Raw genomic sequence first — 11,561 nt, 5'->3', positions numbered from 1 at the left:
GGCGGTACGGCGTATGCGGCTCAACGAAGGGTCCCTTCGAGTAGCGGGAAGCGGTGATCGTTCGCAAACGTAGATGCGAACGGGGCGACTCTAGGTTGCGCAATCCGCGGAAAAGTTCGCACGTCCGGTTGTGACGTGGACCGCAGCGAAACGGTCATCGTCCGGTCACCATCGCCGCGCACTTCGGTCATGGACGGCTGTGAGAGTCCTGTGCAACGCCAGTTCCCGGACGCACAGGAAGGCCGATCAGCCATGTGTGCACTGCTCGTGACCACCCGGCAGGACCAGGAGGAGGAACTCCCGGTGCGCACCCTGTCCGTCGCCGAATACCAGGAGTTCCTTTCCCGGCACCGACAGGCGAGCTTCCTCCAGTACCCCTCGTGGGCCCGGGTGAAGGACCTTTGGCGCTCGGAAAGGGTCGGATGGCACTACCCCGGCGGTGGGCTTGCCGGTGCCGGACTCGTTCTCTATCGCCAATTCCCCGGCACCCGCAAATACTTCGCCTACCTTCCGGAAGGCCCCGTCGCCGACTGGGCCGACCCGCACCTCGACCGCTGGCTGAACCCGCTCCTGCGCCACCTCAGAGCGGCCGGAGCCTTCGCCGTCCGCATCGGCCCCACCCCCGCCTACCGGCGCTGGGACGCCGCCGGCGTCAAGTCCGCCACCGGGCCCGGCCGGCAGATATCCGACGTCCTCGCCACCGAAGTGGACCCGGTCGGCGCCGCCCTCGCCGACCGGCTGCGCACCCGCGGCTGGAAGCGCTGCGGCGGCGAGGACGACGGAGACGCCCAGCCCCGCCACGTCTTCCGGGTCCCGCTCGCCGACCGCACCCTCGAAGAGCTGTGGTCCAGCCTCAACCAGGAGTGGCGCCGCAACGTGCGCAAGGCCGCCAAGGCCGGAGTCGAGACGGTCGTCGGCACCGCCGCCGACCTCCCCGAGTTCTACCGGCTGCTGCGGATCACCGAGGAGCGCGACGGCTTCCGGCTCGGCCGCTCCCTGGCGTACTACCAGCAGCAGTACGAGGTCCTCAACGCCGAGGAACCCGGCCGCATGCGCCTCTACCTGGGCATACACCAGGGCGAGATACTCGCCGCGCACACGATGATCGTCGCCGGGAACCGCGTCTGGTACCAGACCGGCGCCTCCGCCGACCACCGGCGCGACGTGCGGCCCAGCAACGCCCTGCAGTGGCGCATGATGCGCGACGCACACGCCCTCGGAGCGGACGAATACGACATGCGCGGGGTACCCTCCACCCTCGACCCGGGTGAACGCCCGTTCGGACTGCTGCGCTGGAAGCTCGGCACCGGCGGAGAGGTCGTCGAGACGCTCGGAGAGTGGGAGACCCCGATGGACGGATACGCCAACACGGCGCTCTACAGGGCCTTCCAGGCCTACATGGCCCGCCGGTGACGTCCGCCACCGACACCAGACCGGCCGCCGAGGGCACCGGCGGCAGCGCGGCACCGGGGAAGACCTCGGTGCTGCGCAGCGGCGCGCTCATGGCGGCCGGCTCGATCGTCTCCCGCGCCACCGGCTTCGTCCGCTCCGCCGTCGTCGTCGCCGCGCTGGGCACCGGACTGCTCGGCGACGGCTACGCCGTCGCCAACACCGTCCCGAACATCCTGTACATGCTGCTCATCGGCGGCGCCCTCAACGCCGTCTTCGTACCCGAGCTGGTCCGCGCCGCCAAGGAACACCGGGACGGCGGAGCCGCCTACACCGACCGGCTGCTGACCGCCTGCACCGCGGCGCTCGTCGTGCTCACCGCCGCCGCCGTCCTGGCCACGCCGCTGATCGTCGGCGCGTACACCCCCTCGTACACGGGGGCCCAGCAGAGCACCACCGTCGCCCTGGCCCGCTTCTGCCTCCCGCAGATCCTCTTCTACGGGCTCTTCACCCTGCTCGGTCAGGTGCTGAACGCCCGCGGCCGGTTCGGCGCGATGATGTGGACCCCGGTCCTCAACAACCTCGTGGTCACAGGCGTCTTCGGGCTGTTCCTCGCCCTCTCCCACGACGCGGCCGGCGGCGGCCTCACCGCCGCCGAGACCCGGCTGCTGGGGCTCGGCACCACCGCCGGCATCGTCATCCAGGCACTCGCCCTGGTCCCCTCGCTGCGCGCCGCCCGCTTCCGCTGGCGCCCCCGCTTCGACTGGCGCGGCAGCGGCCTCACCCGCCCGCTGCGCAACGCGGGCTGGCTGGTCCTGCTCGTGTTCACCAACCAGATCGCCTACTGGGTGGTGACCCGGCTCTCCACCACCGTCGGAGACCTCGAAGCCGGCGCGGGCTACGCCGCCTACAGCAACGCCTACCAGCTGTGGGTCGTCCCCCAGGGCATCATCACCGTCTCCCTGGTCACCGCCCTGATGCCCCGGATGAGCTCGGCCGCCAGCGAAGGCGACCTCGCGGGCCTGCGCAAGGACGTCTCGTACGCGCTGCGCTCCAGCGCCGCGCTCGTCGTCCCCGCCGCCGCGCTCTTCGCCGCCCTCGCCCCCTGGGTGATCGGCGCCGTCTACGGGTACGGCCGCACCGGCGCCGCCGACGTCGAGGCCATGGCCGGCATGCTGATCGCCTTCGCCCCCGGCCTGATCGCCTACTCCGCGCAGTACGTGCTCTCCCGCGGCTTCTACGCCCTGTCCGACACCCGCACCCCGTTCTTCCTGAACCTGGTGATCGTCGCGCTGAACGCCGGGCTGTCGTACGCCGCCTACCTCCTGCTGCCCCCGCGCTGGGCCGTGGCCGGCATGGCGGGCGCCTCCTCGGTCGCCTTCACGGCGGGCGCCGCCGTCACCGCGTACGCCCTCGCCCGGCGGCTCGGCCCGCGCGCGGGCACGCGGACGGAACGGCGCGCCACAGCCGTACGCACCCACCTGCGGCTGCTCGCCGCCTGCGTACCGGCCGCCGCCGCCGGGTACGCCGCGGCCGGCGCCGCCGACCGCTTCGGCGACTTCGCCGCGGTCGCGGCGGGAACCGCCGTACTGCTGCTCGTCGTCGTCCTCCTCGCCGGGCCGCTGCGCCTGACGGAGATCACCGACCAGCTCGACTCCCTGCGCCGCAAGATCGGCCGTTAGCCGGAGGCGAGCCATGAACCACCTTGGGATACTGACCGGATGCCACGCGTACTGCTGATCGAGGACGACCCTTCCATACGGGAGGGCGTGGGCCTCGGCCTGCGCCGCCGCGGCCACGAGGTGAGCGCCGCGGAGACCGGAGAGGCGGGACTCGAGCTGATGGCCGGCTTCCGCCCCGAACTGGTGCTGCTCGACCTGATGCTGCCGGGGATCAACGGGGTGCAGGTCTGCCGCAGGATCCGCGAGACCAGCGAGGTGCCGATCATCATGCTCACGGCACGCGGCGACGACTTCGACATAGTCATCGGCCTCGAGGCCGGCGCCGACGACTACATCGTCAAACCCGCCCGCACCGAGGTCATAGAGGCCCGCGTGAAAGCCGTGCTGCGCCGCCTCAGCACCCCGGCGGGCAGCCGCCCCGAGGTCGAGCACCACGGCGAGCTGGCCATCGACCGCTCCGGGCTGACCGTCGCGAAGAACGGCGAGCGCGTCCCCCTCGCCCCCAGCGAGCTCAAGCTCCTGCTGCACCTGTCGTCCTCTCCGGAACAGGTCTTCTCCCGCCAGCAGCTCCTCGAGTACGTCTGGGACCACAGCTACCACGCCGACGCCCGGCTGGTGGACGCCTGCGTACGCCGCCTGCGGACCAAGGTCGAGGACCCCGACGGCAGCCCCCGCTACATCCAGACCGTGCGGGGCTTCGGCTACCGCTTCGGCCCCCTGTAGGCGGCCGTGAGACGCATGGCGCCGCTCGGGCTGCGCACCCGGCTGATCGCGGCCTTCCTGCTGGTCGCCGCGGTCACCGCGGCGACCACGGCCGGCTTCACCTACCAGCAGGCGCGCAACGCCATCCTCAAGCAGAGCCAGGACACCGCCCTCAACACCCTGCGGGACCAGCTGGAGCAGCAACCGCTGCGGCTCCCGCTGACCCAGGACGACCTCCAGAAGATCGTCATCGACCTCGGGAAACGGGCCAAACCGCACCCGTGGAGCGTCTTCGGCGAGTACGGCAGCCTCCGCGCCTCCGCCAACAGCGGCTGGACCGCCGCCGGCGCGATCACCGACACCCTGCGCCAGAAGGTGCGCGACAACCAGTACGGCGCCTTCCAGCGGGTGGAGCTCAAGGGCGGCAACACGTACCTCACCTTCGGGGTCGCCGCCCGCTTCCACCACAGCGGGTACGACGAGCCCACCGGAGCCGTCTTCTTCGCCAGCATGCCGCTGTCCGACGAGAAGCAGACCGTCCAGGCCATGGTCGAGGCCGCCCAGAAGGGCGCCGTACCGGGCCTTGCCATCGCCGTGGTCCCCGCGCTGCTGGCCGCCCGCAGCGTGCTGCGGCCGGTCCGCGACATGCGGCGGGCCGCGCAGCGCCTGGGCCGCGGCCGCCTCGACACCCGTATCGACGTGCGGGGAGCCGACGAACTCGCCGGGCTCGCCCGCACCTTCAACGAAACGGCCCGCGCCCTGGAGCGGTCGGTGCACGAGCTCCAGGAGGCGGAGGCCAGGGCCCGCCGCTTCGCCTCCGACGTCTCCCACGAGCTGCGCACGCCGCTCGCCGGGATGCTCGCCGTCACCGAGGTCCTCGACGAGGACGCCGAGCGGCTCGACCCCGACACCGCCAAGGCCCTGCGCCTGGTCAGCGCCGAGACCGGCAAACTCGCCGTCCTCGTCGAGGACCTGATGGAGATCTCCCGCTTCGACGCCCGCGCCGCCGAGCTCCACCTCGACGACGTGGACCTCGCCGAGGCCGTGGCCAAGTCCCTGGAACGCCGGCGCTGGGACGACGGCAGCGTCTTCACCGTGCTCACCGAGCTGCCGGCCGGCACCCGCGCCCGGCTCGACCCGCGCCGCTTCGACGTGATCCTCGCCAACCTCGTCGGCAACGCCCTGCGCCACGGCGGCGCCCCCGTGCGCGTCACCGTACGGACCGCGCCCGGCCCTGAGGACCGCGAGAGGCTGCTGATCGAGGTCGCGGACAGCGGGCCCGGCATCGCCCCCGAGGTGCTGCCGCACATCTTCGACCGGTTCTTCAAGGCCGACGCCGCCCGCACCCGCTCCGCGGGCAGCGGGCTCGGGCTCGCCATCACCCTGGAGAACGTGCGCCTGCACGGCGGCACCCTGCTGGCGCACAACGGGCCCGCCGGGGGAGCGGTGTTCACCCTCGACATGCCGCTGGAGGCCCGCGCATGACGCAGCGCAAGACCCCGAAGACCCCGAAGACCCCGAAGTCCCGGAAGACTCGGAAGAGGGTGCGGATCCGGGGCGGCGCGACGGCCGCGGCCCTGGCGGGCTGCGCCGTGCTGCTCGCCGGATGCGGGATCAAACCCACCGGGGTGATCGAGAGCGGGCACGCCGCCATGGTCGAGGTACCGGGCACGGACGGGCCCGTCCTCTACTTCGTCTCGCGCGAGGGCGACCGGCTCGTCCCGACCCCCGTCTTCGCGGACGGCTACCGCATGCAACCCACCCCGCTCCTGCAGGTGCTGCTGGCAGGCCCGGCCGGCCGCGCCCGGGAGGCCGGCCTCACGACGGCGCTGCCCCCGCACGGCGACCCGCGCCTGGGCAGCGTGGTGGTCACCGGGTCCGAGGGGAACGAAGCGGTGACGGCCCAGCTGCCGTTCACGGTGGGCGACCTGTCGGACCTGGCCCGCGGCCAGCTCGTGTGCACCCTCGCCTTCGCCGCCGCCCCCGGCACCCTCAACCGGGTCACGCTCCGGGGCACCGACACCGCGCTCAGCCCCGCCGACTGCGAGCTCGCCGGCTGACGGCCCGCGGGCGCGGGCACGCCGCCCGGCCCCTTGCGGGCGGGGGCGCGCACCCGTCACGGTGGCCCCATGGACCCCGCCGCGGACGTCCCCGACGTCTTCGACCCCCGGATCTACGCCGAGGGCATCCCCCACGACCGCTACCGGCTGCTGCGCGAACGCCACCCGGTGGCCTGGCAGGCCGAGCCCGAGATCCTCGGATGGCCCGCGGGCCCCGGCTTCTGGGCGGTCACCCGGCACGCCGATGTCGTGAGCGTCCTGCGCGACCACCGCACGTACTCCTCCTGGACCGGTGCCACCCAGATCCGCGACCCAGACCCGGCCGACCTGCCGTTCCTGCGCCGCACCATGCTCAACCAGGACCCGCCGGCCCACGGAACGCTGCGCCGGATCGTCTCCCGCGCCTTCACCCCGGCCCGCGTCGACGCCTTCGCCGGGCGGGTACGGGAACGCGCCCGGACCCTGCTCGCCGCGGCGCGGGAGGGAGCCGAGGACGCGGCCGCCGACCTGGTGCGCACCGTCACGGACGAGTACGCCCTGCTGAACCTCACCGACCTGCTGGGCGTGCCGGCCTCCGACCGCGCCCTGCTGCTGGAGTGGACCGTACGCATCATCGGCTACCAGGACCCGGAGGACGCCCCGGAGCCGCTACTCGGCCCCGACGGCAAGCCGCTCAACCCGCGCTCCCCGGCGCTGCTCGGCGAGATGTTCGCGTACGCCCGCGAACTGGCCGCCCACAAGCGCGCGCACCCCGGCGACGACGTGATGACGGCCCTCGCCCAGGCCGGTCTGGACCCGGCCGAGCTGGAGATGTTCTTCTTCCTGCTCACCGTCGCGGGCAACGACACGGTGCGCAGCGCGGCCCCCGGCGGCCTGCTCGCGCTCGCCCGCGACCCGGACGCCTACCTGATGCTCGCCGAGGGCCGCGTCCCGCAGGACCGTGCCGTCGACGAACTGCTGCGCGTCCACCCGCCGGTGCTCAGCTTCCGCCGGACCGCCGCCGCCGACACCGAACTGGCCGGGCAGCGGATCCGGGCCGGGGACAAGGTGGTGGTCTTCCACGCCTCCGCCAACCACGACGAGCGCGTCTTCACCGACCCCGGGAAGCTGGACCTGAACCGGGAGCGCAACCCGCACGTCTCCTTCGGGGACGGCCCGCACGTGTGCCTGGGCGCCCACTTCGCCCGGCTCCAGCTGCGCACCTTCTACGAGGAGTGGTGCGCGGCCATGCCCGTGCCCGAACTCGCGGGCCCGCCCCGGCGGCTGGTCTCCAACTTCATCAACGGGATCACACGGCTGCCGCTGCGGGTGTCCGGGCCGCCGCGGTGACGTCCGCGACCAGCTCCGTCACATCGGGCCCGTACGCATCGGAGTTGATCACCTTCAGCACGATGCAGAAGGACTCACCGCGGTACTTGCGGGCGAGCCGCTCGTGGTTCCTGGCCAGGTAACGGGCGGCCGCTTGGTTGCTGTTGGCGGTCTGCCCGGACAGCAGGAACACCGGTCGCGCACCCCGCCCCGTCGTCAGCCGCGCCAGCAGTACGTGCTCGACCATGCCCTTCTCCCAGCGGTACAGCTCCCCGCCGACGGAGATCGCCCCCCGGTCGGGTCCGCTCTCCGTGCTGTTGTCGACCCGTACGCCGGGCAGCATGGACGTCAGGTGCGCGGTGGTGCGGTTGTTGGAGACCGGGCCGCCGATGCAGAACTCGGCCCGGTCCCCGAATCCCTGGCGAGCCTCGTCGTGGGTGATGATCTGCACGTTCGCCCCGCAGTCCTTGATCAGGGCGGAGATCTCCAGCAGCGCGAAGGCGTCGTTGCGGTGCAGTGACGAAGGGGTGCCGCCCATCTGCCGGTTGACGACGAACAGGCAGTCGGACCCGGTCGGCAGCCCGAAGAAGGCCTGCTTGCGGCGGAGCGCGCGGCGCCACTGGTAGGTCCGGGTGAACCAGCCGAAGCCACCGCTGAGGGCGGTGGCTATCACCCCGAGCACGATGTTGCGCACGTCGTCGTTCATGCGGCGGATGGTAGCCGCAGCACGACATTCCTGACGCGCGGGGTGCGGTGAAGTTACGCTGCTCCACCTAGGTCTGACAGGCAGTCGACTGGAGGAACCGGATGCGTGGTCCCGCCGCACGTCAGTTAGCGCTCGTCGCCCTCGCCGGGGCGCTCGTGTCCACCGGGGCCGCCGCTCCGCCGTCGGACGCCGCCACCCCGCCCAAGGTGCCCGTGGCCGCGGGGTACGGCGGGGCCGTCGCCAGTGTCGACGCCGACGCCTCCGCGGCCGGGATCGCCGTGCTGCGCTCCGGCGGCAACGCGGTGGACGCCGCCATCGCCACGGCCGCCGCGCTCGGGGTCACCGAGCCCTACTCGGCGGGCATCGGCGGAGGCGGCTACTTCGTCTACTACGACGCCGCCTCCCGGCGCGTGCACACCGTCGACGGACGCGAAACGGCCCCCGCGACGGCCACCGCGGCGCTGTTCCAGGAGAACGGCCTGCCCATCCCCTTCGCCGAGGGCCAGACCAGCGGCCTCGGGGTCGGCGTACCCGGTACCCCCGCCACCTGGAAGAGCGCCCTCGACGCGTGGGGCACCCGCCCCTTGCGCCACCTGCTGAAGCCCGCCGAGAAACTGGCCCGGGACGGCTTCACCGTCGACGCCACCTTCCGCGCCCAGACCGAGGCCAACGAGGCCCGGTTCCGGGACTTCCCGGCCACCCGGGAGCTGTTCCTGCCCGGCGGCGCCCTGCCGGTGGTCGGCTCCACCTTCAAGAACCCGGACCTGGCCGCCACGTACGCGGAACTCGCCCGCAAGGGGACCGGCGCGCTGTACCGGGGCCCGATCGCCGAGGACATCGTGCGTACCGTCCGCACGCCGCCGGTGGACCCCGCGGCCGCCCGCAAGGTCCGGCCCGGCGACCTCACCACCGAGGACCTGCGCGCGTACGCCACCAAGCGGCAGGCCCCGACCCAGGTGAGCTACCGGGGCCTGGACGTGTACAGCATGGCCCCCTCGTCCTCCGGCGGCACCACCGTCGGCGAGGCACTGAACATCCTGGAGCGCAGCGACCTCTCGGGGCTGTCCGAGGCGCAGTACCTGCACCGCTTCATCGAGGCCTCGCGGATCTCCTTCGCCGACCGGGGCCGCTGGGTCGGCGACCCGGCCGCCGAGGACGTGCCGACGAGGGAACTGCTCTCCCAGCGGTTCGCCGACTCGCGCGCCTGCCTGATCAAGCCCGACCGGGCGCTGACCAGTCCGCTGGCCCCCGGGGACCCGCGGAACCCGGCGCCCTGCGCCACCACCGGGCAGGCGGCGCCGACCACGTACGAGGGGGAGAACACCACCCACCTGACGGTCGCCGACCGCTGGGGCAACGTGGTGTCCTACACCCTGACCATCGAGTCCACCGGCGGCAGCGCGATCACCGTCCCGGGCCGCGGCTTCCTGCTCAACAACGAGCTGACCGACTTCTCCTTCGCCCCGGCCGCGCCCGGCGTCCACGACCCGAACCTGCCCGGTCCCGGGAAGCGGCCGCGGTCCTCCATGTCGCCGACGATCGTCCTCGAACACGGGCGTCCGGTGCTCGCGCTGGGCTCCCCGGGCGGGGCCACCATCATCACGACCGTCCTGCAGACCCTGACCGGCCATCTGGACCGGGGCCTGCCGCTGGTCGACGCGATCGCCGCGCCGCGGGCCAGCCAGCGCAACCAGACCACCACCGAGCTGGAGCCGGGCCTGTGGAACAGCCCGCTGCGGGCGGAGCTGGAGGCGCTCGGCCAGGGATTCCGGCAGAACCCGGAGATCGGCGCCGCGACCGGTGTGCAGCGCCTGCCGGACGGGCGCTGGCTGGCGGCGGCCGAGACGAGCCGCCGGGGCGGCGGCTCGGCGATGGTGGTCCACCCGCACGGCAGGCCGTGAGCCGCCGCGCCTCGCACGGGCTCACGGCGCGGTGAGGATCCTCGGACCGCCGGCGGTGATCGCGACCGTGTGCTCCGCGTGCGCGGCGCGGCTGCCGTCGGCGGTGCGCAGGGTCCAGCCGTCCCCGTCGCAGGTGTAGTCGTCGGTGCCGCCCCCGGTCAGCATCGGCTCGATCGCCAGGACCATGCCGGGGCGCAGTGTCATGCCGCGTCCCGGCGGGCCCTCGTTGGGCACGCCCGGGTCCTCGTGCATGCGGCGGCCCACGCCGTGGCCACCGAAGCCGTCGGGGATGCCGTATCCGGCGGCGCGGCAGACCGTGCCCACCGCGTGGGCGATGTCGCCGATCCGGTTGCCGGGCACGGCCGCGGCGATGCCGGCGGCGAGGGCCGCCTCGGCGGTCCCGATCAGTCGCAGGTCGGCCGGCCGGGCCCGGCCGACGGTGAAGCTGACCGCCGCGTCCCCGACCCAGCCGCCGAGCCGGGCCCCGCAGTCGACGCTGACCAGGTCGCCGTCGCGCAGCCGGTACGCGCCGGGGATCCCGTGCACGATGGCGTCGTTGACCGAGATGCAGACGGCGGCGGGGAAGGGCACCGGCGCGAACTTCGGCCGGTAGCCGAGGAAGGGGGAGGCCGCGCCCGCCTCACGGAGTACGCCGCGGGCCACCCGGTCCAGGTCCAGCAGGCAGACCCCGACCCGCGCGGCCTCCCGTACGGCCGCGAGGGCGTGGGCGACGACGCGGCCGGCGGCGCGCATCTCTTCGATCGACTGGTCCGTCTTGAGTTCCACCATGCCAATAACTATACCGGTATAACTGTAACGGGATACTTATTGGGCCGCGAGGTAGGATGAGGGCATGGTCCGAACCCCCCTGACCCCCGAAGAGCGCGAGCGCGGCGAGCGGCTGGGCGCGCTGCTGCGCGAGGCGCGCGGTCCGCGCAGCATGGTCGAGATCGCGGCCGGAGCCGGGCTCTCGGCCGAAACCCTCCGCAAGATCGAGACCGGCCGGGCGCCCACCCCCGCCTTCTTCACCGTGGCGGCCCTCGCCGGCGTCCTCGGGCTCTCCCTCGACGAGGTGCTGCGCCGCTGCGCGCCGGAACCGGCGCCGGTGGCGGTACCGGCCTGAGAACACCCGCCCGCAGGGGAGTTCCGGCGGCCGAACGGCCCAATCGGCGGTGGCGCGGCCGGGGCGCGGGGCAAGCGTGAGGGCGTGTCAGCCACCAACGCACCCCAGAGACTCGGTTTCGGACTCCTCGGCGCGCTCCTCGCGGGAGGCCTGCTCCTCGCGGCCTGCGCCGTGCCCGACGGCCGGGCATCGCCGTCGGCCACCCCCGGCTCGAGCGCGCGCACCAGATGACCGCGCTGCCGGCGGGGTGGGCCGCCGCTTAGGGTTCCGGCATGGATCTCGAAGAGCTGGGCAGGGCGCGGTACGTCAGTCTCACCACCTTCCGCAAGGACGGCACACCCGTGGCGACGCCGGTGTGGGCGGTCGCCGACGGCGCGGAGCTGTACGTGTGGACGCGCAGCGATGCGTGGAAGGTCAAGCGGATCCGCAACAACGGGCGGGTCACCGTCACCGCCTGCGACGTGCGCGGACGCGTGCCGGACGGCGCGCCCGTACGCGAGGGCGAGGCCCGGCTGCTCGACGCGGAGGGTCTGAAGCGGGTGCGCGGGCTCATGCTGCGCAAGTACACCTGGCAGTTCTGGGCGGTGGACGTGCCCGCGATGCTGGCGCGGCGGGGCCGGCGTCCGCACACCGCGATCGCCGTCAAGCTTTGAGGTGCCCGTAGCCCGCCCGTAACACGGGTGGGGTCCA

At 73.3% G+C, this 11,561-nt stretch carries 12 protein-coding genes; 10 read left to right on the top strand and 2 right to left on the bottom strand.

From position 1 onward, the window contains the following. The first annotated feature begins 252 nt into the window (after positions 1 to 252). From ACZ6I1_RS11340 to ACZ6I1_RS11315, 6 genes are all read left to right on the top strand, one after another. Complete coding sequence (locus tag ACZ6I1_RS11340; RefSeq protein ID WP_469285793.1) at positions 253 to 1,413, top strand: lipid II:glycine glycyltransferase FemX; 1,161 nt, start codon at positions 253 to 255, stop codon at positions 1,411 to 1,413. Continuing rightward, a complete protein-coding gene (gene murJ / locus ACZ6I1_RS11335; RefSeq protein ID WP_469285791.1) occupies positions 1,410 to 3,071 on the top strand; it encodes a murein biosynthesis integral membrane protein MurJ in 1,662 nt (553 codons plus the stop codon). Before ACZ6I1_RS11340 ends, murJ begins: the two co-directional genes overlap by 4 nt. Before the next feature lie 39 nt (positions 3,072 to 3,110). Continuing rightward, positions 3,111 to 3,794 (top strand): response regulator, encoded by a 684-nt coding sequence (locus ACZ6I1_RS11330; RefSeq protein ID WP_469285789.1) that lies wholly within the window; start codon positions 3,111 to 3,113, stop codon positions 3,792 to 3,794. 15 nt (positions 3,795 to 3,809) lie between these two features. Beyond that, positions 3,810 to 5,258 (top strand): ATP-binding protein, encoded by a 1,449-nt coding sequence (locus ACZ6I1_RS11325; protein WP_469285871.1) that lies wholly within the window; start codon positions 3,810 to 3,812, stop codon positions 5,256 to 5,258. Further along, a complete protein-coding gene (locus ACZ6I1_RS11320) occupies positions 5,255 to 5,833 on the top strand; it encodes a GerMN domain-containing protein (protein ID WP_469285787.1) in 579 nt (192 codons plus the stop codon). The genes ACZ6I1_RS11325 and ACZ6I1_RS11320 overlap by 4 nt, the downstream gene beginning before the upstream one ends. Before the next feature lie 69 nt (positions 5,834 to 5,902). Beyond that, positions 5,903 to 7,162, top strand: coding sequence for a cytochrome P450 (locus tag ACZ6I1_RS11315; RefSeq protein ID WP_469285785.1), 1,260 nt, complete (start codon positions 5,903 to 5,905; stop codon positions 7,160 to 7,162). On the opposite strand, the gene ACZ6I1_RS11310 is transcribed toward ACZ6I1_RS11315, so the two are convergent. Further along, positions 7,122 to 7,847 carry a hypothetical protein gene (locus tag ACZ6I1_RS11310; protein ID WP_469285783.1) on the bottom strand — a complete coding sequence of 242 codons (726 nt, stop codon included), beginning with the start codon at positions 7,845 to 7,847 and terminating at the stop codon, positions 7,122 to 7,124. The genes ACZ6I1_RS11315 and ACZ6I1_RS11310 overlap by 41 nt on opposite strands. Before the next feature lie 101 nt (positions 7,848 to 7,948). On the opposite strand from ACZ6I1_RS11310, the gene ggt reads away from it, so the two are divergent. Then, complete coding sequence (gene ggt, locus ACZ6I1_RS11305; RefSeq protein WP_469285780.1) at positions 7,949 to 9,748, top strand: gamma-glutamyltransferase; 1,800 nt, start codon at positions 7,949 to 7,951, stop codon at positions 9,746 to 9,748. A gap of 21 nt (positions 9,749 to 9,769) precedes the next feature. Here the strand turns inward: ggt and map are convergent, their stop codons facing one another. Beyond that, positions 9,770 to 10,537 (bottom strand): type I methionyl aminopeptidase, encoded by a 768-nt coding sequence (gene map / locus ACZ6I1_RS11300; RefSeq protein WP_469285778.1) that lies wholly within the window; start codon positions 10,535 to 10,537, stop codon positions 9,770 to 9,772. A gap of 64 nt (positions 10,538 to 10,601) precedes the next feature. Here map and ACZ6I1_RS11295 point away from each other — a divergent pair, with 64 nt between their 5' ends. From ACZ6I1_RS11295 to ACZ6I1_RS11285, 3 genes are all read left to right on the top strand, one after another. Beyond that, positions 10,602 to 10,871 carry a helix-turn-helix domain-containing protein gene (locus ACZ6I1_RS11295; protein WP_469285775.1) on the top strand — a complete coding sequence of 90 codons (270 nt, stop codon included), beginning with the start codon at positions 10,602 to 10,604 and terminating at the stop codon, positions 10,869 to 10,871. Positions 10,872 to 10,955: 84 nt separating this feature from the next. After that, positions 10,956 to 11,102 (top strand): hypothetical protein, encoded by a 147-nt coding sequence (locus ACZ6I1_RS11290; protein WP_469285772.1) that lies wholly within the window; start codon positions 10,956 to 10,958, stop codon positions 11,100 to 11,102. A 41-nt stretch (positions 11,103 to 11,143) separates the two neighbouring features. Next, entirely contained in the window at positions 11,144 to 11,524 is a 381-nt protein-coding gene (locus ACZ6I1_RS11285) for a PPOX class F420-dependent oxidoreductase (RefSeq protein ID WP_469285770.1), read from the top strand. Positions 11,525 to 11,561: the final 37 nt, after the last annotated feature.

The sequence above is a fragment of the Streptomyces sp. NPDC046303 genome, assembly GCF_055588085.1.
Note: the sequence above shows the minus strand (reverse complement) of the source record. Positions and strands in the feature narration are given on the sequence as shown.

Excerpts from the sequence above, each read along its gene's own strand:
- ACZ6I1_RS11295 (WP_469285775.1), top strand. The coding sequence starts at position 10,602 with ATGGTCCGAACCCCCCTGACCCCCGAAGAGCGCGAGCGCGGCGAGCGG.
- ACZ6I1_RS11315 (WP_469285785.1), top strand. The coding sequence starts at position 5,903 with ATGGACCCCGCCGCGGACGTCCCCGACGTCTTCGACCCCCGGATCTAC.
- ACZ6I1_RS11330 (WP_469285789.1), top strand. The coding sequence starts at position 3,111 with ATGCCACGCGTACTGCTGATCGAGGACGACCCTTCCATACGGGAGGGC.
- ACZ6I1_RS11340 (WP_469285793.1), top strand. The coding sequence starts at position 253 with ATGTGTGCACTGCTCGTGACCACCCGGCAGGACCAGGAGGAGGAACTC.
- ACZ6I1_RS11285 (WP_469285770.1), top strand. The coding sequence starts at position 11,144 with ATGGATCTCGAAGAGCTGGGCAGGGCGCGGTACGTCAGTCTCACCACC.
- ACZ6I1_RS11320 (WP_469285787.1), top strand. The coding sequence starts at position 5,255 with ATGACGCAGCGCAAGACCCCGAAGACCCCGAAGACCCCGAAGTCCCGG.
- ACZ6I1_RS11310 (WP_469285783.1), bottom strand. The coding sequence starts at position 7,847 with ATGAACGACGACGTGCGCAACATCGTGCTCGGGGTGATAGCCACCGCC.
- ACZ6I1_RS11325 (WP_469285871.1), top strand. The coding sequence starts at position 3,810 with ATGGCGCCGCTCGGGCTGCGCACCCGGCTGATCGCGGCCTTCCTGCTG.
- ggt (WP_469285780.1), top strand. The coding sequence starts at position 7,949 with ATGCGTGGTCCCGCCGCACGTCAGTTAGCGCTCGTCGCCCTCGCCGGG.
- map (WP_469285778.1), bottom strand. The coding sequence starts at position 10,537 with ATGGTGGAACTCAAGACGGACCAGTCGATCGAAGAGATGCGCGCCGCC.